This window comes from Zhongshania sp. R06B22 (assembly GCF_040892595.1).
GTDB classification, from domain to species: Bacteria; Pseudomonadota; Gammaproteobacteria; order Pseudomonadales; family Spongiibacteraceae; genus Spongiibacter; species Spongiibacter arctica.
The window spans coordinates 3,445,232-3,468,205 of record NZ_JBFRYB010000001.1 but is presented as its reverse complement, the minus strand read 5'-3'; the positions used below and the strand labels follow the sequence as shown (position 1 = coordinate 3,468,205).

Below are 22,974 nucleotides of genomic sequence, written 5' to 3'. Positions count from 1 at the left end.
TAGCGTCGCAAGCGGGGGAGTGTACACATAAGCGTGAGCGACTTCTTAAGTATAGGCGGAACACGCGCTTTTGCGTCCACGCCATAACAGGCCGAGTTGCTCTGATAATGGTGGCTCCAGATAGCCACTGGCCTTAAAGAGGGCCTATAAAGCTATAGTCGGCGCAGGTTTAGCGTTAGCGTCCTAATAGAGATTTGAAGAGGGTCACCGACAAGGTCTCGCTACTGGGTATAGCGGTGATGCGCACTTGAAAGGTTTTTCATAAGGGGTGACGCTGATCTCATGCGCCAGTTCAGACTGAGCTGGCGGCGAGATCGTCTTGCAGGGTGTAAGTTTGATTGCGAGGTTTCCTATATGTGTACTCCATATAGGAAACCTTTATTGGCGTAGCTTTTGATGTCCCTTAAATCCGGGCGAGATCACTTTTTAGGTATCTCTAAAGTTAACTTTCCCAGATGACCTTTTTCTTAGCGCCGTACCACGCGTCGATATTGGGTGCGTAGTGGTCTTCAATAATATTGCGCTTGATCTTCATGGTTGGGGTCAGGAAGCCATTTTCGATAGACCAAGTATCCTTGACGACAAGGAGGAATTTCACATGCTCATGTGGGTCGAGGGTGGCATTTACTTCCGTAAGTAGCTTGGTGAATTCCTCGGTTAGGGCTGCTTCATCAAGATTACCTTTAGCGCGGGCGGCAAGATCATCTTCAGAGAGCAGCACCAGTCCATAGGGTTGCGTTTGGTTGGCACCGGCTATACAGACCACTTCGATATTGCGGTGGGCGCAAAGCTTGTTCTCGATTGGCACAGGAGCAACGTATTTACCCTTGCTGGTTTTGAACAGCTCCTTTACACGACCGGTAATTTTCAGACGACCATCTTCATCAAGCTCGCCCATGTCTCCGGTTTTTAAGAAGCCATCTTCGGTAAGGTCTTCGGCGGTTTTTTCAGGATTCTTATAGTAGCCCATCATATTAGCGGGACTCTTTATCAGAATCTCGCCGTTATCGGCGATTTCGGTGGTCACGCCTTCCTGCGAATGACCTACATAGCCGACACGACTGCGGCCAGGCAGTGAACAATGTGAATAGGCGAAGTTTTCGGTCATGCCATAGCCTTCAAGCAGTTCAAGACCAAGGTTGCGATACCAGGCGATGACGTTTGGAGGCAGAGGTGCTGATCCTGTTGCGGCAATCTTTACGTTCTCAAGCCCAAGCTGGGTAAGAATCTTTTTCTTGATGATCCCGCGAATAATAGGCAGCTTCATAAGGCGGTTAAACTTTTTCTCGCCAATCTTAGCCATAACGCCCAGCTGGAATTTTACCCAGAGGCGAGGCACGGAATGGAAGAAGGTGGGACGTGCTCGGCGCAGGTCGGCCGGAAAGGTGTTCAGCTCTTCTGCAAAGAATACATGTGAGCCGTAACGTAGCGTATTGGCCTCAATCGCCACACGCTCATATACGTGTGCGAGTGGCAGGTAAGAGATAACCCGGGATTCAGGACTCACGTCAGTTATGTTGGCAAGGAAGCTGGCCGACGCAGCAATGGCGCCGAAACTGGTCATCACCCCTTTGGGGAGGCCGGTACTACCCGAGGTGTAGACGATGGTTGCCATCTCGTCTTGGCCGCGTACAGGGTTTTCGCTCATGGGCTCAACGCCCTGGATGGCGTCATACCATTTCATGCAATCTGCGGGCAGTTCTTCCTGAGCGGGTGAAAGCGGGAGGTTGATCTTGGGTATATCGGCTGGAATACCGGCCTTCATCATATCCCAGTCGTCCAACTTGCCGATAAACAGCAGTTTGGCTTCACTATGATCGAGGATGTATTTTACCGTTTCAGAATTCAAGGTGGGGTAGAGCGGCACGCTGACATGGCCTGCAAGCCAGATGGCCAGATCCGCAATAATCCAGTGCGCGCAATTTTTGGATATCAGCGCGATGTTGCTGCCGGCAGGGTAGTTGAGGGATTTGAGATAAGTCGCCATGCGGCGTGCTTCCTTACCAACTTCTGCCCAAGTGTAGTCAATGGTCTGTCCGCCATCATAGGGTTGGGTCAGGTATACCTTGTTAGGAAGGTTTTTTTCCCAATGATATAGGCCATCAAGGCCGGTGGATGTGTTAGTAAGAGCCATGTTTTCTCCTTACCTTCTGCGTAGCAGATCCTGTTTAAGTGATGTCTACCTACTGAATAAGTAGAGCCGACAGATACAATTATTGGATAGGTACTTTATCAGACTGTTCTTTGATGGGGTATTGCCAATACCGCTTTCAAAGCGCCTGTTTACAACGGTCATAGCTATGAGCTAAAGGCGAATATCTACCGAATGGTTATTTTTACAATAACCTGCGGCACAAACAGGGTTGAATGCTGGGCTTAGTGAAAACTCGGCATGCAATTACTGAGCGATAGACTGGTGTTGAATTGCGATTGATTTATATTCATTGGAGTTAAATATTTGTAAAACAGATTGACCCAATTATGTTGCAGTAAACGCATGATTGAAAATGGGACTTTCGCGGCGTTATCGTCACCTGGAAGTGCTGGATCAAAGTAAGCAGAAGTTTAATGGGTGATGAGTGGCCGCAACCGCCAGGAGCGCCTCTAAAGGGAATATGTTTTAGGTGGGCTGGCCGTGCGTGATCAAGCTGTGGTTTCGCTGTAATCATAGCGTGGCCATTCCGGCCAATCTATGCTTTCAAGAGCACGCTCTTTTGAAAATAAAGTAAAAATGGTGGGCCTTCCCAGACTTGAACTGGGGACCTGCCGATTATGAGTCGGATGCTCTAACCAACTGAGCTAAAGGCCCTTATTTTTAAACGCTGCCGCAATGTACCGCTAGCGTGTTGCTGATAAATCAGCCTTTCACACGCTGCGCGTGTTTGTTCTTTTTAGTGATTACCCTGTTTTCAGCTCTCTTATTTAGTTGGGTGCTTCTTGCAACTGGATAAGATTGCTGTGGGCGAGGGATCGGTAGAAGATCTACGCACCTTAAAACGTGCGCGCATTATAGAGTGCAGTGGCGGGGTTGGCCAGTGCTTGGACTCGCTGTGTTAACAGAAATCGCTGTGCGTATGCTATTTTGCCGTTGAAGTGCAATAATCTGGGCTGTCATTTTTAATGTTGGAGGCCGTGCTTGAGTAATCGCGATCGTATTTTTAAAGCGTATTTGGATGATCAACGTCAGTCCTTGCAGGCGCCACTCGCCTCGGTATTTGCCTTTACTGAGGCATTGCTAGAGTTGGCGGTGATTTCACATTCGGCTGAATTAACAGCCGATGTAAAGAAAATCGCTAAGGCGGCATCGACGATGATCGAGATGTTGGGCTCTGTCTCCACGTTGTCAGCAGACTCTCAAACCGAGTTGTCCCGATTGCGACATGATTTGCGCAATGCTATCGGGCTGGTGGATGGTTTTGGCGATATCTTGCTTGAGGATTGTGACGATGAGCAAGCCTGCGACTATATTCGCCAAATTCGCCACCAATCGAGGTTGTTTCAGGGCCGTTTGGAACACTTTGATTTAAGTGATGATGACAAGGCGGCTTCAGACCCGATAGCAGAGATTTTCAAAAGCTTTAAGCGCGGTATTATCCGCGATGATCAAGAGCATATGGCCGCTAGTATTTTGGTGGTAGATGACAATGACAGTAGCCGTGATTTATTGGCACATCAGTTACAGCGTCAAAATTATATGGTGATAGAAGCCGCGAGCGGCGAGCGCTGTTTAGAGATTATGCGCAGCGCCGAGCCAGATTTAGTCTTGCTTGATCTGGTGATGCCGGATATGAACGGTTATGAGGTTCTGCAGGTTATTCGCGGTGACGAGGCTTTGCGCCGTATACCTGTGGTGGTTGTGAGTGGAATGCAGGATGAGGAGGGCGCTGTAAGGTGTATTGATGCTGGCGCCAGCGACTACTTGCTCAAGCCGGTAAATGGGACCTTGTTGCGAGCCAGAATCAGCGCCTTGTTAGAGGCTAAGGGCTGGCGAGACCGGGAGCGTGAGTATCTTGCGGAGTTAGAAAAAAGTCAGCGCTTTATTCGCAAGATATTTGGCCGCTATTTGTCAGATGAAATTGTTCAGCGCCTTTTAGATGATAGCGACGGTTTGGAACTGGGTGGCGAGCTGCGCCAGGTCACCATTTTAATGGCAGATATCCGCGGGTTTTCAGCATTGAGTCAGCAGTTAGGTCCCCAGCAGTGCGTGAAGTTGTTGAATAATTATTTTGGTGAGATGACTGAGGTTATTCAGCGCTTTAGAGGGACCGTCGATGAGTTTGTGGGCGACGGTATTCTAGTGATTTTTGGCGCCCCGCTAAGTGATAAAGATGATTGTGATCGCGCTTTGGCCTGCGCGGTGGCGATGCAGCTTGCCATAAAAGACGTTAACGCTCGTAATCTAGCTGATGGCCTACCAGAAATTTCCATGGGTATTGGTTTGAATACCGGCGATGTCGTCGCTGGGAATGTGGGCTCAGACCTGCGCTCTAAGTACGGCGTGGTTGGACACAATGTTAATCTTGCTGGCCGTATTGAGTCTTGCACGGTAGGCGGCCAGATATTGGCAGCACCGGCCACAGTGGCGGCAGCCTCTATTGAGATACTGTCTGGCGACAGTGTGCCGGTATCGCTAAAAGGCATGGGTGATGCCTTAGAGCTGATAGAGATTTTAGGGGTGGGGATTCCCTACGATTTACTGCTGACGCCTAGCGCGGATCAGTGGCAGTTGTGCAGTACTAAAATGCATTTAAATCTCACCTTAATGGCAGGTAAGCAAACGGCGTCTAAGCAGTACTCAGTAGAGCTACATGCGCGCGCCGGCGAGCAATTGCGAATTACTAGCAGCGAGGCACTGCCGATGTTGGCGGATGTGAGTATCGACGGCTTTGATGTGGCTTGCTATGCAAAAATTACGGCGCAGAGCCCAGACCTAGAGTACCAGTATATTTTGACCCTAACATCGACAAGTTCAGAGCTAGAGCAGGTGCTGAAAAGTGCATTTAGTCAATAAGGTATGGGTGCTGTAATGCCAACAATATTGCTGGTCGAAGACAATGAAATGAACCGCGATATGTTGAGCCGGCGCTTAATGCGTAAAGGCTACGACGTATTGCTGGCGGTGGATGGTCAGCAGGGGATCGACATGTGCTTGCTGCAGGCTAAACCTGATTTGATGCTATTAGATATGAGTTTGCCGGTTAAGGATGGCTGGCAGGTTGCAAGAGAAATGAAGAGCCATGATGTACTGCAGACGATTCCTATTATCGCTTTAACCGCACATGCCATGGCTGATGATCGTCAGCGGGCGCTCTTGGCGGGTTGCGATGATTACGATACTAAGCCGGTCGATTTGCCGAGGTTATTAGGGAAAATTGAACATCTGCTTGGTACTCCTGAATGAGTTTTACCCGTCGCTTAACTTTCTCGTTTGTCGCCATTCTGGTGCTGTCACTCGGCAGTGTATTGATTCAGGTGTGGGGGAATGACACTAGGCGGCGCAATGTGTGGCTACTGCAACATGTTATTCGCACTCAATCTGAGTTGAATGATTTTAGTCAACGCATGTATAGCTCCCAGCGGAAAATACTGGTGGTTGATGCCTTGGCGGATTCGGGCTCGCAAAGTGGTATCACGGGGCAGGAGCGCAAGGAGTTGTTGCGCGGCATTGATGCTTTGGTGGCGCTGGAGCAGGAGTTGAATGGCGACCTACAAGAGTATTTGGAGGCGGGGCGTTACGAGCCGCTAGAGGCGGCGCTATTGCTGCAGCATTGGCGTGATTTTCTGCAATCTAATGATGGGCCGCGTGGCGAAGAATTACAGCGAGAGTACGAAGCTTTAAGTTCGCGTATTAGTGCCAACGAATGGTATTTGCTAACGCGTTCAGATGAAATAAACGTGAGACTCCGCGAGGTTGTTAGCATGACTAACAAGGTCGCATTGGGGGTGTTCTTATTAGCGCTAATTACCACCTTTGTACTTGGGTATTACATGACCCGGTATACCCGACGTGCGATTCGACAGTTGCAAAAGGGTACCTCTGAATGGAGCCGTGGTAATTTTGATTACAGCATTGCCGACATGGGCCACGATGAATTTGGTCAGCTGGCGAACTCCTTTAATGATATGGCATCCAGTCTGCGCCAAGCGATGGGTCGGGTGCGTGAAGCCAGTCGACGAGCGGATGCGGCCAATCAGGCGAAGAGCGGCTTTCTGGCGAATATGAGCCACGAGTTGCGTACCCCAATGAATGCCATTATTGGGTATTCAGAAATGTTATTGGAGGAAATTGCCGAAGAAGAGCAGCTCTCAGTAGGCGATTTACAGCCGGATCTTGAGAAAATTCAATTGGCGGGCAAGCATCTGCTGACCTTGATTAATGATGTCTTGGATATTTCTAAAATTGAATCCGGGCATATGGCGGTGTTTTGGGAAGATGTTGCTATAGAGACGGTGCTGGGTGACGTAGAGGGGACCGTCGCGCCCTTAATGGCAAAAAATGGCAATACTCTGCACTGCCACTTTGAATTGCAGAATGCCCGTATTCGTACTGATGTCACTCGTCTGCGACAGATTTTATTGAATCTGCTAAGTAATGCGGCCAAATTTACGCGGTCTGGGGATATTTATCTTACGGTGTCTGAGCAGACCGAAGAGGACGGTGATTATCTAGTTGCAGAGGTGAAAGACACTGGCATAGGTATGAGTGAAGATCAGCTGGGGCGTGTGTTTGACGCCTTTGTTCAGGCCGATCTGTCGACCACCAAACAGTATGGTGGCTCGGGTTTGGGATTAACGATCTCACGGAAATTTGCAGAGCTTATGGGCGGCAATATTACTGCCAGCAGTGAGCTGGGTGCGGGGTCTTCATTTAGGCTCACGCTGCCGCTGGGTGCTGGTGATGGCAGTTTGGCGGCTTTGAAGAAAAATGCCAGCGGCGATATTTTAGTGATTGATGATGACTTGGCGGCCTTAGATTTAAGTCACCGAGTCTTGAGTCGCGAAGGTTACCGAGTTCGCACCGCGTCGTCGGGCGCGGAAGGCTTGGTCATGGCTAGAGAGCATCGGCCTGATTTGGTGGTGCTAGATGTGATGATGCCGGGTTTAGATGGCTGGCAGGTGTTGCACAGCTTGCGCGGTGATGCGGTGCTGGGAAGTGTGCCGGTGCTGATGTTGTCGATGTTGAATGAGCATGATCTGGGCTTGTTGCTGGGTGCCAGCGGCTATTTAGTGAAGCCGGTGGCAAGTGATGAGCTGACTGCGGTAGTGCGAGATTTACTGCCGGCAACGGCGGTGGGCAATATGCTGCTTATCGAGGAGGGCGATACCCTGGCTCAAGTTATTGAGCGGCTTCCCGGTGCCGAACATTGGAACACTTATCATAGTGGTGATTTAACGCGGGTCGCTGAGTTACTAACCGAGCTGCCGTGGCAATTAATTGTAATGGGCCCCCATAGCGATAGTGGTCAGGTCGGCCGTTTGGTGGCGCATTTACGCACCGAACATTGGCGTACAGTGCCGGTGTTGATGGCTCAATCAGAGGAAGATATTGCCAATTTGCGGGGTTTGTTGGGCGCCTATCTTGAGCGCAGTGTCTGAGTATTGGCGGGCGCTACTGCAGTGTTAATTGGCGTAGTTTTTCAATAGTCCGTTGCAGGGTAAGCGCTTCGTTTAAAAGTTGCTGTTGCTTGGCCTCGGCCTTTTCTCGTAGGGCAACCTCTCGGTTTAAGGTCAGTCTTTGCTCTAGGTAGAGTTTCACGCTGAAGAACAGTAGATCTAGGTTGGGCTGGCTTTGTGGCCAGCGCATCATCTGCTGGTAGAGGCGGTCCATAGTGGCGGTTGCCAAGGTGATATCTAGGAGCGGGCTATCTGGGTGTAGATAGGTCAGCGTAAGTCCAGCCAGGGCTTGCTGAATGACATTGCGATCGCTGCTGGTTTTGAGTATGGCTTTGAAATCAATTTCAGCTGCTTCGAATTGCTGAGAGTGCAGTAATTGCTGTGCATGCGAAACACTGATGGTTTTGGCTTGGGTAGTTAAGATTGCTTGTGCAGTAGGATTTGGATGCTGCGGAGGTGGTGGAGATTGGCAGCCGGCGATTAGGCCCAGTAAAACAATAACAAAACGTGCGTTGCATAGCTGGCGTGCAGTGTTCGCTAGCATCGTAAAATTTCCGTCTAAATATTGTGAGCCGAGCTTGCCACCGGCCTAAAAGGCCGGTGGCAAGCTCGGTTTGTCTCTGCTGTGCTCTACTCGTCCAGGAAGCTGCGCAGATGATCTGAGCGTGTTGGATGACGCAATTTGCGCAATGCCTTGGCTTCGATCTGACGAATACGCTCGCGGGTAACGTCAAACTGTTTACCAACCTCTTCAAGGGTGTGGTCGGTGTTCATATCGATACCAAAACGCATCCGCAATACTTTTGCTTCGCGTGCGGTAAGGCCGGAAAGTACGTCTTTAGTGGCTTCACGCAAACCTTCGCCAGTGGCAGACTCAATCGGTGAAGAGATGGTGCCATCTTCAATAAAGTCACCCAAATGTGAATCTTCATCGTCGCCGATGGGTGTTTCCATCGAGATAGGCTCTTTTGCGATTTTAAGTACTTTACGCACTTTGTCTTCAGGCATTTCCATGCGCTCGCCAAGTTCTTCAGGGGTGGGTTCGCGACCCATTTCCTGAAGCATTTGCCGAGAGATACGATTGAGTTTATTAATCGTTTCAATCATGTGTACCGGAATACGAATAGTGCGCGCTTGGTCAGCAATAGAGCGGGTAATTGCCTGACGTATCCACCAGGTTGCGTAGGTGGAGAACTTGTAGCCGCGACGGTATTCAAACTTGTCTACCGCTTTCATGAGACCGATATTGCCTTCCTGGATTAGATCGAGGAACTGCAGGCCGCGGTTGGTATATTTTTTCGCAATCGAGATAACCAAACGCAGGTTGGCCTCGACCATTTCTTTCTTGGCGCGACGGGCGCGGGCTTCACCGATAGAAACGCGACGGTTGATTTCTTTAATATCAGAAATCGTTAGGTCTTGGCGTTCTTCGATATAGGCAATCTTGTTTTGAAGACGACGAATGACATCGCTGAAGTCGGCTAGCCTAGGGTGCTTTTTGAGTAGCTCGTCGCCCCATTTCAGGTTCGCTTCATTACCTTGGAAGCTGCGAATAAATTCCTTGCGATCAATGCCAACTTTCTTGACACAGATTGTCATTACTTCGCGTTCCATAGAGCGAATAGAGCTTAGGGTGGTGCGAACTTCTTCAATCAATGGGTCGTACATGCTTGGCGTGAGCTTGAAGAATTTGAATAGCTCGCCCAAGGCGTTTAATTCTTTAGCCGTTTGCTTGCTGTAGCGACCGTGTTCAGCAATAGACTTCTCAACTTTGTTAGATTGCTTCTGCAGGGCGGTAAAGCGGATGCGGGCTTCTTCTGGATCTGGGCCAGACACAGCATCGTCATCATCATCGCTGGCTTCTGCGGCAGCGGCGGCTTGGGCCTGTGGCGACGGTACATTGTCGGCAGGGTCTAAATAGCCGCTCATGATATCGCCTAGGCGGCGCTCTTCAGCAACAACTCGGTCGTATTGAGCCAATACGCCAGCAACAACGCCTGGGTAGTAAGCCAGTGCGGCCATTACTTCGCGGATGCCTTCTTCTATCCGCTTCGCAATGACGATTTCGCCTTCGCGGGTTAATAGCTCAACCGTACCCATTTCGCGCATATACATACGCACGGGGTCGGTGGTGCGGCCGGTTTCGGTTTCTACGGCGGCGAGGGCGGCAGCCGCTTCGGCCGCAGCGATGTCATCTGGAGAGTCGCTGCCGGCCATGATCAATGTGTCTTCATCAGGTGCGTGTTCAAACACCTGAATGCCCATATCATTGATCATTTGGATGATTTCTTCGACCTGATCCGGATCAGATATATCTTCCGGTAAATGGTCGTTGACCTCAGAGTACGTTAGGTAACCCTGTTCCTTGCCTTTGGCAATGAGTTGCTTGAGGCGCGATTGATGCTTTGAGTCACTCATTCTTTCAAATTACTCGTTAGGTACAGGTTAAAAATTAGCCGCAAATTATACCCTATTCACCCACCATCCGACCAGTAAATTCCAGACTCGTTCGTGGTGTAATGTAGTAATTGGTGTTTGATCAGCTTCATTCTGTGTCGTGATAAATGCCATGAGGCATACGGTGGTGTTAGATTTTGACTCTACAGGCGGTGTTTTTGTTTTAAAAGCTGCTGAATCGTAAGTAATTGCTGCTTATCTGCTTCGCTAAGTTCAGGGTAGTTGGCGCTTGGCGGTTTGTCGACTTCATTGCGGTTTCGTAATTCATCGACGTGGCCGCGCAGTGTTTGGGTCGACCGTTGCGCCTCTATGTGCGCCAAGGTGTCGAAAAATGCGGTTTCCGCTTTTTCATCGTTTAATTCGGTGCCTAGCAGCTCAATGGTCTTGAGTGCCTCGGTCATCACTTCGTATTCGGGTTGGCCGTACCAGTGACCCAGTAGCATGGCGGTGCTAGATTCCGGCCGTTTTCGCAGTAGCGCGATGGTGTTATTGAGCAGGGCTGCCGATGGCGAGGCGTCTATATTGCTAATGCTGGCTGGGCCGCTGGCGGCGCCGCGTGGATTAAATAACAGCATTGCCAGAGCAAAAAGAAGGGGATCGCGTCGCGATCCCGGTACTTTTGCGGCCAGCTTGAGTGTTGTGCTGCGCCGTTGCTCGACTGCGGCGGGTCTCGCTTCCTCTTGTTGCGCGATGGCTTGGCTTTCATTGAGCAGCTGATCGACAGATTGGCGGCTAAGCCCAGTGCGCTCTGCCAGTGAGTCCAGCATGAGTTGGCGAAATACGCCCTCAGGTAAAAGCTGCAGCCTAGGCAGTGCTAGTTTGCTGAGGCGTGCCTTACCCTCTAGAGTATTGGGGTCGGTCTGCTCATATAATGATTCAAAAAAATAGCGCTCCAGCGGTGAGGCGCCGGCCAGTAATTTTTGGAATCCAGCGGCGCCGTCGCGGTTTACCACGCTGTCGGGGTCATCGCCCTCGGGTAGAAATAAAAATCGAATTCGCCGGCCGTCTTCCATTACCGGCAGGGCATTTTCCAGGGCTCGCTCTGCCGCTTTGCGGCCTGCAGCATCGCCGTCAAAACAAAATATCAGCTCGCTGGCATAGCGAAATGCGGTGCGTAAATGCTCGGTATTACTGGCGGTGCCGAGGGTGGCGATGCCGGTCATAATGCCATATTGCGCGAGCGCAACGACATCCATATAGCCTTCTACTACTAGCAGTTGTTCTAAGTGGCGGTTGTTTTGGCGGGCTTGATACAGGCCGTAAAGTTCTTTGCCCTTTTGAAATATATCGGTTTCAGGCGAGTTTAGGTATTTTGGTTTGTCGTCACCTAATACCCTGCCGCCGAAGGCGATAACACGTCCGCGATTGTCGCGGATGGGAAACATAATGCGGTCGCGGAAGCGGTCATAGAGTTTACCGTCTTCCTTTTCTATCAGCATGCCAGCGTCGATTAGTTGTTGCTTGCGCTCGTCGGTATCGCCAAAGGCTTTGAGTAAATTGTCCCAGCCCGGGGGTGCAAAGCCAATATTGAAGTCGCGAGCGATGCGTCCGCTCAAGCCACGACGCTTAAGATAGTCGATGGCGCGCTGAGATTGTGGGTCGGAGCGGAGTTGCTTTTGGTAGTGGGCTGAAACTTGCTCCATAAGATCGTAAATGGTTTTGCGGCGTTCTTGCTTTACTTGCTGCTGGGGACTGAGGTCTTCGCGGGGAACCTCTAGCCCGGCAATGTGAGCAAGATTGTCGACGGCGCTAGGAAAGTCCTGGCGCTCGTAATCCATAATAAACCCCACCGCGTTGCCGCCGGCGCCGCAACCAAAGCAGTAGTAAAATTGCTTGTCGGGGTTAACGCTGAAGGAGGGGGTTTTTTCTTCGTGGAATGGGCAGCGGGCGCTGTAATTCTTGCCGGTTTTCTTTAGCGATACGCGGCGATTGATAACATCGACAATATCGACCCGGGAGAGCAAATCGTCGATAAAATATTGGGGGATACGTCCTTTAGCGGCCACGTCAGCGTTTCCGGAGCAGAGGTTGAATGAGCGTATCAGTTGGTGTTGGTGGTATCAATTGCCAATGGGGTTTGGGCTAGGCAAGTAGCGCTTTAATCTTCTTGCTGACGGCGCCCATGTCTGCGCGGCCCTGCACCTTTGGCTTGAGTAGGGCAACAACCTTGCCCATGTCTTTAACCGCTTCCGCGCCGCTGGTGCTTATGGCTTCTTTGATGAGGCCTTCCAGTTCGTCGTCGCTTAAGGGGGTGGGCATATAAGATTGAATAACGCCCATTTCAAAGCGTTCTTGCTCAGCCAGATCTTCGCGGTCAGCATTTTCATACTGGCTAATCGAATCGCGGCGTTGCTTGCACATTTTGTCGAGCACAGCTAAAACTCGCGCATCATCTACATCAATGCGCTCGTCGACTTCAATGCGTTTTATCTCGGCGAGTATGAGTCGCACGGCATTCAATGTCGCTTTATCTTTGGCTCGCATCGCGGTTTTCATCGCGTCTGTGAGAGATTTCTTAAGCGTTTGATCTGCCATGGGCTCGCGGAGTTTCCTTTACAAAGGAGGGATGGAGCTAAAGCGCTATGCGTTACTAAAAACTCTTAAAAAGAGTTCTTAGTAGAGGCGTTGCTGCTTTTTGTTGTCGCGCGATACTTTCTTAGCGTGACGTTTTACCGCTGCGGCTGCTTGACGCTTACGAACAGAAGTTGGCTTTTCGTAGAATTCACGACGACGAACTTCTGCTAATACGCCTGCTTTTTCGCAAGAACGCTTAAAACGGCGTAGGGCGATATCAAATGGTTCGTTTTCTTTGAGTTTGACTGAAGGCATTCGTTAAACCTGTCCTAATCAATGGAACAAAATTTGCTGTCTGCACTGCTAAATAAAAAGCAGCACTCCAAGGGCGCTGAATTCTATACTCTGTTGTGGCAAAAAGCAAAGCCATTAAGGGGATAACTGGTGTGAATCCGATTGAGCCAGTATCATGCGCCCTCAATTAGCGTGGGAAGTCTGGAAGTGCGTGTTTTAGGACTAGAAACCTCCTGTGATGAAACAGGCGTGGCGATATACGATTCCGAGCAAGGCTTGCTTGCTGAGGCCCTGTATAGCCAGGTTGCGCTGCATGCCGAATATGGTGGCGTGGTGCCAGAGCTGGCGTCGCGGGATCATGTGCGTAAATTGCTGCCCTTGGTCCGCGAGGTCTTAGATAAAGCCGGCATGCGCGGTGAGCAATTAGACGGCGTAGCATTTACCAATGGCCCCGGTCTTGCCGGCGCCTTGATGGTAGGTGCCTGTGCTGGGCGCGCCATGGCCTACGGCTGGGGTATTCCCGCGGTCGCGGTGCATCATATGGAAGGGCATTTATTGGCCCCGATGCTGGAAGAAAACGCGCCGAGCTTTCCCTTTATCGCTCTGCTCGTTTCTGGCGGGCATACCCAGCTTGTGCGTGTTGATGGCATTGGCCAATACCGTATTTTGGGTGAGTCCTTGGATGACGCCGCCGGTGAAGCTTTCGATAAAGCAGCGAAAATGCTGGATTTGGGTTATCCAGGTGGCCCGCAAGTCGCGAAGGCAGCCGAGCGCGGAACCCCGGGCCGATATACCTTTCCGCGGCCCATGGTTAATCGCCCAGGTTTAGATTTTAGTTTTAGTGGTTTGAAAACGTTTACCCTAAATACTGTGACGGCCAGCCGCGAAGCCGGAACTTACGATGCCCAGAATCAAGCTGATATTGCGGCGGCGTTCCAAGAGGCAGTGGTGGATACCTTGGTAATTAAATGCACCCGCGCTCTGGTTCAAGAAAACTTAAGTACCTTGGTGATGGCGGGTGGCGTGAGCGCCAATACCGTATTGCGTGCGCGCTTGGCCCAGAAAATGGCGAAGATCGGTGGCGAAGTATTTTACCCAAGACCAGAATTTTGCACAGATAATGGTGCGATGATCGCCTATGCCGGTCATTGTCGCTTGCAGGCGGGTCAGCACGAGGGTCTTAGTGTTTCAATACGGCCGCGCTGGCCGATGACTGAATTAAGCGCAGTCTGATTTACTCTTTGTCCGGCAACAGGCTATCTATGGATATTGTTTATATACGCGGTTTACAGGTAGATACCATTATTGGTATCTACGATTTTGAACGCGCACACCGTCAAACCTTAGTGCTGGATTTGGAGTTGGGAACCGATATTCGCCCGGCTGCGGCCGGTGATGACATTGCTCTGACCTTAAATTACAAGGCGATCACCGAGACTGTGGAAGACTTTGTGAAACGCAGTGAGTTTGCCTTAGTAGAGACGCTGGCACAGCGCTGCGCTGAAATGATTATGGCGGACTTTGCTGTGCCTTGGCTGCGCTTAAGCTTGAGCAAGCCGGGCGCTATGCGGCAGGCCAAGGATGTCGGCATTATTATTGAACGTGGTCAGCGTTAATGGCAGAAGTGTTTCTTAGCCTAGGCAGCAATACCCAGCGCTATCGGCATATGACGATAGCGCTTGATAGTCTTCATCAGCAGTTTGGTTCCTTGGTATTGTCTCGGGTTTACGAAAGTGAATCGGTGGGGTTTCCAGGGAGCTTGTTTTTGAATATGGCGGTGGGGTTTTCCACGGATATGTCACTAAAAGACTTTGCCGCGCAAATGTGGGCGATAGAGTTAAGTAATGGCCGGCAGCTAGGGGCGGCAAAGTTTAGCCCTCGTACTATAGATATTGATATTTTAAGTTACGACGACGTCTGCGGTTGCCACGCGGGCATAGAGTTGCCCCGCGCAGAAATTCTTTATAACGCCTTTGTGCTGTTGCCGTTGAGTGAAATTGCTCCAGACCATTGTCATCCTGTGGACGGTCGCAATTACCGCACTTTATGGCAGAACTATCAGTCTGATCAAAAGTTGTGGCCAGTGCCGTTTCAATGGCAGGGGCGCGATATATCCGCGGGCTAGTGTCTTAGGCGCCGCAGCCTAGCTCGCCTAAACGTCTTATTTTTTCTGCTCGCAAAGCCCCGCCTAGTTTTGGGCCTTTAAACCCTTGCGCAATAAATTCGGCCGGTTTTATATCTTGCAAAGCCGTCGCGGCTAGTTGCAACTGGCCTAGGCGATCTTCCTTGGGCAGCAGTAATTTTGCCGCGGCGACAAAGGCTTCAAGATGTTGTGGGCGCCGCGCAAAATCGAAGGCTTCAAGTAGCGCAAGCCAGTCCTCGCTTTTACTTAAGTTCGGCAGTGGGATATTGCTAGCAAAGCGTTCAGCCAGCCATGCGGCGCTATTACTAGCGCGAAGTTCGCCGCACAAGGTTTTGCAGTGATCAGCATTTAGTCCGCTGCAGGCGATGGCAAAGCGAATGTCGGCATCCAAATTCAAATCTGCGGCGCGTGCCAGGCTGTCGAGTATTGAGGTGTTTAGGGCGGGCGGCCACAGCGGAAAAAGTGCGTGCAGTGCGCGGCAATCTAAAAGGACGGTAAAGAAGGCAGCGGGGGATTTCTCCTTGAGCGCCTTACACAATTCTACCCAGATGCGTTCGGCGGCGATGGTTGATAATTCACCGTTGTCACTCATTGTGCGCATTAAGTCTTGGGTTTCCTCGGCCACAGTAAAGCCAAGATGGGCGTAGCGCGCGGCAAAGCGGGCGACCCGCAAGATGCGCAGCGGGTCTTCGCTAAAGGCCGGTGATACATGCCGCAATAGGTGGTTGTTGAGGTCGCTCATGCCGCCATAGGGGTCGATGATGTCGCCGTTGTCGTCTTCGGCCATCGCGTTGATGGTTAAGTCGCGGCGGCTTAGATCATCCTCTAGGGTGATGTCGGGGCTAAAGTCGCAGACGAAACCATGATAGCCGGCACCCGATTTTCGTTCGGTGCGGGCAAGGGCGTATTCCTCTTTGCTTTTGGGATGCAAAAACACCGGGAAATCTTTACCAACCTGCTGAAAATCCTGCTTGAGTAAGTCTTCTGGACGCGCACCCACCACCACCCAATCTCGTTCGTGAAAGGGGTAGTCCAATAGTTTGTCGCGCACTGCGCCGCCGACGAGATAAGTTTTCATGCTGAGGTATGATTGCTGCCGTAAAAATGTGTTGGCAGTATAGCATTTCGCGGTGGCTAGGCTTGTTGCTGGGGTTTGTGAGGGCATTCTGCTGTGGGGCTAGAGGGTAGCTTGAGTTTAGGCTTGGCACTCGCAGCGATAAATGTCGCGATTATCCATATTTAGCATGGTCATATTGCGTCCCCAAACACAGCCGCTGTCCAGCGCGATAATATCGTCGCGATCAGTTTTACATTCCAGTGCGGCCCAGTGGCCAAATAGTAGGGTTTCGCTGCGGCTGCCTGCGGCCTGCCATTCAAACCAAGGTCGGTAGGGTGGGGGGATATCTGCGGCAATACCTTTAAAGCCTAATTCGAGCTGGCCGTCGGCATCGCAGATACGCATGCGAGTGAGGTGGTTGGTAATTGCCCGAAGACGCTCATAACCCTGTAAATTATCGTTCCACGCCAGTGGTTCGTCGCCGTACATATTGTGGAAGAACTCATCGACATTTGGGCCCTGTAATACAGCTTCGACCTCGCGACTTAGATCCAGTGCTTGTTCACTACTCCAGGCATTAGGAATGCCTGCATGACTCATCAGGTAGTGACCATCTTCTGAACGCAGCACCAGTGCCTGCTGCAATAACCACTGCATTAGCTCGGCGCAGTCAGCGGCATTTAGCAGTGCATCAAGGCTGGGGTGGCGTCCTCGCTTAGTGGTTCCGCGGGCCAAGGCGATACAGTGGAGGTCGTGGTTGCCGAGGGTAATATGTAGGCTGTCTTTAATGCTGTACAGGAAGCGCAGCGTGTCTAGTGAGTCGGGACCGCGATTAACAAGGTCACCCACTAGCCAGAGCTGGTCGCGCTGTGGATTAAAGCTCACCTTTTCTAGCAGGCATTGCAGGGGCTTTAAACAGCCCTGCAAATCACCTACCGCATAGCGACTCACCTGGCGCTCTTAGTGTAAGGCCGAGGGGCGGGCGAGGGAGAAGATACCAATAGGCGCGATGAACGGCCGACCCGAGGCGCTAATCATTTCATAGCTGCCTTCCATAGTGCCGACAGCCGTGTCTATGACTGCGCCCGAGGTGTAGCTAAATGACTCACCTGGCGGAATAAGCGGCTGTTTGCCGATAACGCCTTCACCTTGCACTTCCTGAACTTGGTTGTCGCCGTCGGTAATAATCCAATGCCTATTGAGCAGGCGCACGGCTTCTTCGCCGGTATTGCGGATGGTAATGGTATAGGCAAAGGCAAAGCGTTGCTGTGCGGGCTCTGATTGGTCGGGTAGGAACTGGCTCTCTACCTTAATTTCTACTGGTGCTGATTCTGGCATGGTGTGCTCCGCAAATTACTGGCTGTTGTTGTCTATCGCATTGGCGATGGCAACATATTCCACTAAGCCCAGCTGTTCGGGGCGAAGGCCGGGATCTATTCCCAAGCTTTCTATTGCCTCGTTATCGATAACCCCTTTTAGGGTGTTGCGCAAGGTTTTTCGGCGTTGGTTAAACGCGCTGCGCAAGACCATTTGCAAGGTCTCGACATTATTTGCTGGGAGTGGCGGCTTTTCGTAGGGGGTTAATCTTACGATCGCGGATTGTACCTTGGGCTGGGGGGTAAAAGCTTCAGGAGGTACATCAAATAGCGATTCTACTTCGCAATAGTATTGGGCCATGATGCCAAGGCGACCGTAGGTCTTGCTGCCGGGCTGGGCGGCAAGACGATCTACCACTTCTTTCTGGAGCATAAAGTGCATATCGGCAATGCAGTCATGGGCCGTGAGCAGGTGGAATATCAGCGGCGTCGATATATTGTAGGGCAGATTGCCGACGACCCGCAGTTTCTCACCTGCGGCAAGGGCGCCAAAGTCGAACTTGAGCGCGTCACCTTGATGAATACGAAAATTCGATTCTGCGCCGAATTTATGTTCAAGAATGGGAATGAGGTCGCGATCTAGCTCAATAACGTCGAGTTGGCAGCCAGTAGCTAAAATAGATTCGGTGATCGCGCCTTGGCCGGGCCCAATTTCTAGTACGCGTTGATGTTCTAAGGGGGATATCGCGCGAACAATACTACGAATAATTCCCTGATCATTGAGGAAGTTCTGACCAAAACGTTTGCGCGCCTGATGGCGCGGTGGTGATTGGGGCGACTGCATTAATAACTATTCCTGCTGCTGTGCTCCGCCATAGATATGGCGGTGGTGAGGGCGGCGTTAAAGCTGCCGCTGTCGGCGCGGCCGCTGCCGGCTAAGTCCAAGGCGGTGCCGTGGTCTACGGAGGTGCGAACGATAGGCAGGCCAAGAGTAATGTTTACGGCTTGGCCAAAGCCTTGATATTTAAGCACCGGCAAACCCTGGTCGTGGTACATGGCCAGTACGGCGTCGCAGTGCTCAAGATGGCGTGGGGTAAATGCCGTGTCTGCGGGTAATGGACCGTCTAGTTGCCAGCCGCGCTGTCGCAGTTGCTCAAGACAGGGAATTATCGTGTCGATCTCTTCTCTGCCCATATGCCCGCCTTCGCCGGCGTGGGGATTTAGGCCCAAGACCAAGATGCGGGGCTGTTGGCAGCCAAATTGCTGTATTAATGCGCTATGTAAAATTTCAGTAACGCGTTGCAGATTATCGCTAGTGATAGCTGCAGGAACCGCGCTCAAGGGTAAGTGGGTGGTCACTAAAGCGACACGCAGCTGCTCACTGGCCAGCATCATAACTACTTTATCGACATTGCAGCGCTCGGCCAGAAATTCAGTGTGGCCGCTAAAGGCAATACCAGCATCGTTAATAATTGATTTTTGCACTGGCCCGGTAACGAGGCCATCGCAGTGTCCGGCTATGCAGGCATCGGTAGCTTGGCGCAGAGTTTCTAATACGTACTTGGCATTGTCGGCGTTGAGTATGCCGGCTATGGCTGGGCTGCTGCATGGGATATTGACGACTTGTAGCTGACCCGCCCGATGGCGCTGCGGTGTGGTGTTAAAGTCGGCATCGATGATATCTAAATGCAGGCCAATGTCTTTAGCGCGCTGCCGCAACATCTCGCGGTCGGCAAAGACCACGAGCTCTGCATTAAAGTCTTGCTGGGCTAGTTTAACTAGAAGTTCTGGTCCTACCCCGGCAGGTTCGCCGGGGGTGATGGCAAGGCGTACAGGCATTAAATTTTAATGTCGACAAAGGCTTCGCTGCGGATCTTGCGCAGCCAAATATCCAGTTCGTCGGCATATTTGCGCTCGTGGAGGGCGTTGCGAGCTATTTGTTTGCGCATGTCGTCGGTGACGTCTTTGCTGCGACGTTCAATGACTTTAATAACATGCCAGCCGAACTGACTTGCTACTGGCTTATGGATTTCACCGATTGCAGTTTCGTCCATGGCCTCTTGGAATTCTGGCACTAGCTGCCCGGGAGTTGTCCAGCCGAGATCGCCGCCTTCTTGCGCCGAGCCAATATCTTCCGAGAACTCTTTAGCTAGTTCGCGGAAATCTTCACCCTTTAAAGCGCGTTGGCGCAATTGCTTGGCTAGGGCAATAGTTTGTGACTCATCGCGGATTGCTGACGGCTTTAACAAAATGTGGCTAGCACGGGTTTGCTTCACCAGCTGCTTAACGCCGCGGCTTTCTAAGAGTTTGATAATGTGGAAACCGCTGGCACTTTGCAGTGGTTCAGAGACATCACCGTCATTCATTTTGGCGGCTACATCTTTAAATAGAGCGGGCAGCTCAGTGCCTTTACGCCAGCCGAGGTCGCTGATGCTGATATTGTCGCTGGCGTTATCCACATTTTTACCGGCGCGTAGCTTCATGCTTATTGCGGCTGCTTTGGCTTTGGCTTGTTTGCTCTCTGCGTCAGTGGCGTCTGAGCTGACGGGAATGAGGATGTGTGAAAAGTGGAATTCCGGCGAGGTGACTTCCTTGCCTTCTGACGATTGCAGATAATTTCGGATTTCCTGCTCGGTCACTTGAATACGCTGATTGACGTTACCCATTTGCACGCGCTGAAGAACCATTTCACGGCTGATTTGCTCGCGCACGGCGAGGTAAGAGGCGCCGCTAGAGACCAGTGCTTGCTGGAACTGCGAGATCGACATATTGTTGTTGGCGGCAATACGCGCCACCGCACCGTTTAACTCTTCGTCATCGATACGCAGGCCATAGCGCTTGGCCATTTGCATTTGAATGTTTTCAAGCACCAATAAATCGAGAACCTCTTTGCGTAACTCCTCTTCTGGCGGCGCTTGCTTGCCGGTTCGGGCAATATTGGCTTGGATGCCCTGAACACGTTCGTCGAGTTCGCTGGCGAGAATGATATCGTCATCGACGATGGCCACAACCTTATCTAGCCACTCGGTTTCGGCCTGGGTGAATGGCGCCAGCGCAATCAATAGCACGGCGGTAAAAGTTTTTAATAAACGCATATTAGTCATCAGATAAGTAGCCAAAAATACTGTCCTTTAAAACACTGGTGACTGCGGTGCCTAGGCCCCCGAGTCCCTTTAACTGAAATTCGATCAATACAGCAGAATTATTTTGAGTTCCGGTATTGTTGGTGCTAACTACATTAGACCCATTGTTGTCGTCGGGTTCCAAGGCCCGTTGATAAACAATGCGGGTAAGCCAGCAGCAGTTCTGGTATTCCGCGCCAATAAGATTTTCGACAGGGCGATCGTCCTCGAAATCATATTGGGTTTTGGCGAATAGTTTCCACTGGTCATTTAGCGGCAAACTCAAAGAAATGTCGCCTTGCTTAACGTCGTTCTCTAAACCACCGAGATTGTTGCCTTTACGACGAAAGGTATAGCCGGCGTTAAACAGTGTGCCGTTGTCGCTGCGCTGATGGTAGCTCAGATTGGTCTGATTGAGCACCCCTTGGCGGGCATCATACAGAATATCAGTGCTCAACCAGCGATTGTCGTCGGGCAGAATACGAATTTGGCCAGCCAAATCGGAGTTGCTGCTTTTTCGCACGGTATCGCCAGGCAGCTGGACCCGGCCATCATCAAAATAATGCAATTGACCAAGGCTGGCAGTGAGGACTTCGCGCCCCGCATTATTATTAATAAAGCGGCTGCTTACGCCCACGGTAATTTGATTGGCATCGTCTAGTCGGTCGTGGCCGGTAAAACGGGTGTCGCGGAAAAGCTGTTGATAAGTAAATGTCAGAGCAGAGCTGTCGAAGTCAGGCTGGTCGCTTTGCTCTTGATATTCGGCATAGCGGTAAAACAGCCGCGGCTCAAGGGTTTGGGTCCAGTCTTGATCAGATATTTTTACATCGCGTTCAAAATATAGGCCGCTATCAAGGCTAAATTGGCCGCTGCTGGCGCTGGGGCTGCCATCAATGCCGGCTAAATCTGCGTCTTCTAGCTCGTAGCGAACATGACGACTTTTAATGGCGGGTTCAAGAAAACCCCAGCGCCAGCGCATGGGTAGGCTGGCTCCTGCAGTGCCAAACAGGCGTTGTCCCGTGACTCTGCTGCCACCATCGCGAAGTTTATCGCGGTGATCGAACTGGGTGTACTCAAATTCTATGCTGGGTTCCAGTTTGAAATTCTTTGCCGGTGATTGGTAGTTCAGGCTCAGTTGTGGCAGTTTTTGGTAGGGATCTTCAACCGCGGCAATGGTCTGATAGCGCTGCACTTCAATACGTCCAGTCCAATCGTCAGAGCTGTAATTGACTGCCGCTTGTTGATTTAGGTGAGTGCTGCGTTTGACCGCTAGATTGGCAAGGCCCAAGTCACTAAAGTAGTCATCGTCGCTGACTTTAGTGAAGTCGACTTCCGTGCCCCAGCGCTCATTTATATAGCCTTCCTCGGTTACGCCTAATAGCCAGCGGTTGATATCTTCACGTTTATCGTTGGCTAGGTAGCTGGTGTTAACGGCCCATTCGCTGTATTTATTTAAATAGCGCAATTCGGCTTCTAGGGCCTCGCCGCGTTGCTCGATGTAACGCGGTGAAATAATGGCATCGTAGTTGGGCGCAAGATTTAAGTAATACGGTGTTGATATGTCTAGGCTGCCGTCAGCCACCCCAATAGACGGGAATAAAAAGCCCGTTGCGCGGCGTTCATCGACAGGGAAGTTTAGGTAGGGCGTATAAAATACTGGGAAGTCGTAGACCCGAATACTGGTGCCTCGCGCGACACCACGGCCACTGTCGTAATCCAAAACAATGCTGTCGGCGTGTAGCGACCAGGTTTCATTGTCAGGTGTACATTGGGTGTAACTCGCTTGTTCGAGCTCGAAGCGGCTGTAGTCGGGCCGCGAAATACGCCCCGCAGTGCCGCGGGCACCGGTATCAAAACTCAAAATTTCCGCTTGTTCTAGTTCGCCTAAGCCTTTGTTAGTGTTGATTTCGGCGAACTGACCCCGCAGTAGAATACCTGGCTGACGCAAAACCACATTGTCACGCAACATCACGGTGTTATTGCTGCGATTATATTGCGCGTATCCGGCATCTAAACTTAGATCGCCTTTGCGGAGCTGGACGTCGCCGGTCATGGTGGCTTTGTCGCCGACGGATTCAATGGTGTCCGCGGAGACGTTTAGCGGCGCGCGCAGAGGCGTTTTCTCGGCCCCCTCCCAATCTCTTGCAGGTTCAATAAATCGCCCTTGGCAGCCGGGGCTGAGGCCGCATTTCGCGGATTCACTTAGGTGGGAGTTTGGTACCCAGTGCCAGTGCTGATAGTACGCTGGTAATTCCGAGGTGTCGGTATTGAGTGCCGAGGCGTCTGTGCTACCGCAATCTGCGGCGGCATTTACCTGTGCTAGCGCCGACCCCGGTAGGGCGGTGAGCAGGGATATTAGAATTAGGCGAAACGCTGGCATCAGTAAATGATTTTATTCTGGCGATGGAGCCCGGATTGGCGAAGGTGGATAATAAAGCATTCTCTGCTAGGATGCCC

General features: G+C 51.3%; 19 protein-coding genes and 1 tRNA gene. 6 read left to right on the top strand and 14 right to left on the bottom strand.

The window, feature by feature from the left end:
- Positions 1-442: 442 nt before the first annotated feature.
- Both AB4875_RS15690 and AB4875_RS15685 read right to left on the bottom strand, forming a co-directional pair.
- Positions 443-2,134 carry an AMP-binding protein gene (locus tag AB4875_RS15690; protein WP_368376997.1) on the bottom strand — a complete coding sequence of 564 codons (1,692 nt, stop codon included), beginning with the start codon at positions 2,132-2,134 and terminating at the stop codon, positions 443-445.
- 598 nt (positions 2,135-2,732) lie between these two features.
- Positions 2,733-2,809 (bottom strand) — tRNA-Ile (locus AB4875_RS15685).
- A gap of 327 nt (positions 2,810-3,136) precedes the next feature.
- On the opposite strand from AB4875_RS15685, the gene AB4875_RS15680 reads away from it, so the two are divergent.
- The 3 genes from AB4875_RS15680 to AB4875_RS15670 are packed head-to-tail and all read left to right on the top strand — an operon-like array spanning position 3,137 to position 7,596.
- Positions 3,137-5,011 (top strand): adenylate/guanylate cyclase domain-containing protein, encoded by a 1,875-nt coding sequence (locus tag AB4875_RS15680; RefSeq protein ID WP_368376996.1) that lies wholly within the window; start codon positions 3,137-3,139, stop codon positions 5,009-5,011.
- A gap of 15 nt (positions 5,012-5,026) precedes the next feature.
- Positions 5,027-5,401 (top strand): response regulator, encoded by a 375-nt coding sequence (locus AB4875_RS15675; protein ID WP_368376995.1) that lies wholly within the window; start codon positions 5,027-5,029, stop codon positions 5,399-5,401.
- Entirely contained in the window at positions 5,398-7,596 is a 2,199-nt protein-coding gene (locus AB4875_RS15670) for an ATP-binding protein (RefSeq protein ID WP_368376994.1), read from the top strand. Before AB4875_RS15675 ends, AB4875_RS15670 begins: the two co-directional genes overlap by 4 nt.
- A 13-nt stretch (positions 7,597-7,609) precedes the next feature.
- Here the strand turns inward: AB4875_RS15670 and AB4875_RS15665 are convergent, their stop codons facing one another.
- From AB4875_RS15665 to rpsU, 5 genes are all read right to left on the bottom strand, one after another.
- Entirely contained in the window at positions 7,610-8,158 is a 549-nt protein-coding gene (locus AB4875_RS15665) for a hypothetical protein (protein ID WP_368376993.1), read from the bottom strand.
- Between the two features lie 86 nt (positions 8,159-8,244).
- Positions 8,245-10,032: an RNA polymerase sigma factor RpoD gene (rpoD, locus tag AB4875_RS15660; protein WP_368376992.1), complete on the bottom strand. Its 1,788-nt coding sequence runs from the start codon at positions 10,030-10,032 to the stop codon at positions 8,245-8,247.
- Positions 10,033-10,214: 182 nt separating this feature from the next.
- On the bottom strand, positions 10,215-12,077 hold the full coding sequence (gene dnaG / locus AB4875_RS15655; protein WP_368376991.1) for a DNA primase: 1,863 nt from the start codon (positions 12,075-12,077) through the stop codon (positions 10,215-10,217).
- Positions 12,078-12,153: 76 nt separating this feature from the next.
- Positions 12,154-12,606 carry a GatB/YqeY domain-containing protein gene (locus AB4875_RS15650; protein ID WP_368376990.1) on the bottom strand — a complete coding sequence of 151 codons (453 nt, stop codon included), beginning with the start codon at positions 12,604-12,606 and terminating at the stop codon, positions 12,154-12,156.
- 78 nt (positions 12,607-12,684) lie between these two features.
- Positions 12,685-12,900 carry a 30S ribosomal protein S21 gene (rpsU, locus tag AB4875_RS15645; protein WP_103682796.1) on the bottom strand — a complete coding sequence of 72 codons (216 nt, stop codon included), beginning with the start codon at positions 12,898-12,900 and terminating at the stop codon, positions 12,685-12,687.
- Between the two features lie 186 nt (positions 12,901-13,086).
- Here rpsU and tsaD point away from each other — a divergent pair, with 186 nt between their 5' ends.
- The 3 genes from tsaD to folK are packed head-to-tail and all read left to right on the top strand — an operon-like array spanning position 13,087 to position 15,004.
- Complete coding sequence (tsaD, locus tag AB4875_RS15640) at positions 13,087-14,112, top strand: tRNA (adenosine(37)-N6)-threonylcarbamoyltransferase complex transferase subunit TsaD (protein WP_368377098.1); 1,026 nt, start codon at positions 13,087-13,089, stop codon at positions 14,110-14,112.
- Between the two features lie 29 nt (positions 14,113-14,141).
- Positions 14,142-14,495, top strand: coding sequence for a dihydroneopterin aldolase (gene folB / locus AB4875_RS15635; RefSeq protein ID WP_368376989.1), 354 nt, complete (start codon positions 14,142-14,144; stop codon positions 14,493-14,495).
- Positions 14,495-15,004 (top strand): 2-amino-4-hydroxy-6-hydroxymethyldihydropteridine diphosphokinase, encoded by a 510-nt coding sequence (folK, locus tag AB4875_RS15630; protein WP_368376988.1) that lies wholly within the window; start codon positions 14,495-14,497, stop codon positions 15,002-15,004. Before folB ends, folK begins: the two co-directional genes overlap by 1 nt.
- Before the next feature lie 4 nt (positions 15,005-15,008).
- On the opposite strand, the gene AB4875_RS15625 is transcribed toward folK, so the two are convergent.
- The 7 genes from AB4875_RS15625 to AB4875_RS15595 form a co-directional block, all read right to left on the bottom strand.
- Positions 15,009-16,100, bottom strand: coding sequence for a tRNA nucleotidyltransferase/poly(A) polymerase-related protein (locus AB4875_RS15625; protein WP_368376987.1), 1,092 nt, complete (start codon positions 16,098-16,100; stop codon positions 15,009-15,011).
- Between the two features lie 117 nt (positions 16,101-16,217).
- Positions 16,218-17,030 (bottom strand): symmetrical bis(5'-nucleosyl)-tetraphosphatase, encoded by an 813-nt coding sequence (locus tag AB4875_RS15620; protein ID WP_368376986.1) that lies wholly within the window; start codon positions 17,028-17,030, stop codon positions 16,218-16,220.
- Between the two features lie 9 nt (positions 17,031-17,039).
- Positions 17,040-17,417, bottom strand: a complete 378-nt coding sequence (gene apaG / locus AB4875_RS15615; RefSeq protein WP_368376985.1) for a Co2+/Mg2+ efflux facilitator ApaG/CorD — start codon at positions 17,415-17,417, stop codon at positions 17,040-17,042.
- Between the two features lie 15 nt (positions 17,418-17,432).
- Positions 17,433-18,239 (bottom strand): 16S rRNA (adenine(1518)-N(6)/adenine(1519)-N(6))-dimethyltransferase RsmA, encoded by an 807-nt coding sequence (gene rsmA, locus AB4875_RS15610; protein ID WP_368376984.1) that lies wholly within the window; start codon positions 18,237-18,239, stop codon positions 17,433-17,435.
- Positions 18,239-19,234, bottom strand: a complete 996-nt coding sequence (gene pdxA, locus AB4875_RS15605; protein ID WP_368376983.1) for a 4-hydroxythreonine-4-phosphate dehydrogenase PdxA — start codon at positions 19,232-19,234, stop codon at positions 18,239-18,241. Before pdxA ends, rsmA begins: the two co-directional genes overlap by 1 nt.
- Positions 19,234-20,514, bottom strand: a complete 1,281-nt coding sequence (locus tag AB4875_RS15600; RefSeq protein ID WP_368376982.1) for a peptidylprolyl isomerase — start codon at positions 20,512-20,514, stop codon at positions 19,234-19,236. Before AB4875_RS15600 ends, pdxA begins: the two co-directional genes overlap by 1 nt.
- Positions 20,492-22,897: an LPS-assembly protein LptD gene (locus AB4875_RS15595; protein WP_368376981.1), complete on the bottom strand. Its 2,406-nt coding sequence runs from the start codon at positions 22,895-22,897 to the stop codon at positions 20,492-20,494. Before AB4875_RS15595 ends, AB4875_RS15600 begins: the two co-directional genes overlap by 23 nt.
- Positions 22,898-22,974: the final 77 nt, after the last annotated feature.

What these genes read in the sequence shown, in the direction of transcription:
- AB4875_RS15670 (WP_368376994.1), top strand. Translation starts at nt 5,398, where the DNA reads ATGAGTTTTACCCGTCGCTTAACTTTCTCGTTTGTCGCCATTCTGGTG.
- AB4875_RS15665 (WP_368376993.1), bottom strand. Translation starts at nt 8,158, where the DNA reads ATGCTAGCGAACACTGCACGCCAGCTATGCAACGCACGTTTTGTTATT.
- pdxA (WP_368376983.1), bottom strand. Translation starts at nt 19,234, where the DNA reads ATGCCTGTACGCCTTGCCATCACCCCCGGCGAACCTGCCGGGGTAGGA.
- AB4875_RS15650 (WP_368376990.1), bottom strand. Translation starts at nt 12,606, where the DNA reads ATGGCAGATCAAACGCTTAAGAAATCTCTCACAGACGCGATGAAAACC.
- folB (WP_368376989.1), top strand. Translation starts at nt 14,142, where the DNA reads ATGGATATTGTTTATATACGCGGTTTACAGGTAGATACCATTATTGGT.
- folK (WP_368376988.1), top strand. Translation starts at nt 14,495, where the DNA reads ATGGCAGAAGTGTTTCTTAGCCTAGGCAGCAATACCCAGCGCTATCGG.
- AB4875_RS15675 (WP_368376995.1), top strand. Translation starts at nt 5,027, where the DNA reads ATGCCAACAATATTGCTGGTCGAAGACAATGAAATGAACCGCGATATG.
- AB4875_RS15690 (WP_368376997.1), bottom strand. Translation starts at nt 2,134, where the DNA reads ATGGCTCTTACTAACACATCCACCGGCCTTGATGGCCTATATCATTGG.
- rpoD (WP_368376992.1), bottom strand. Translation starts at nt 10,032, where the DNA reads ATGAGTGACTCAAAGCATCAATCGCGCCTCAAGCAACTCATTGCCAAA.
- AB4875_RS15595 (WP_368376981.1), bottom strand. Translation starts at nt 22,897, where the DNA reads ATGCCAGCGTTTCGCCTAATTCTAATATCCCTGCTCACCGCCCTACCG.
- apaG (WP_368376985.1), bottom strand. Translation starts at nt 17,417, where the DNA reads ATGCCAGAATCAGCACCAGTAGAAATTAAGGTAGAGAGCCAGTTCCTA.
- rsmA (WP_368376984.1), bottom strand. Translation starts at nt 18,239, where the DNA reads ATGCAGTCGCCCCAATCACCACCGCGCCATCAGGCGCGCAAACGTTTT.
- AB4875_RS15625 (WP_368376987.1), bottom strand. Translation starts at nt 16,100, where the DNA reads ATGAAAACTTATCTCGTCGGCGGCGCAGTGCGCGACAAACTATTGGAC.
- rpsU (WP_103682796.1), bottom strand. Translation starts at nt 12,900, where the DNA reads ATGCCTTCAGTCAAACTCAAAGAAAACGAACCATTTGATATCGCCCTA.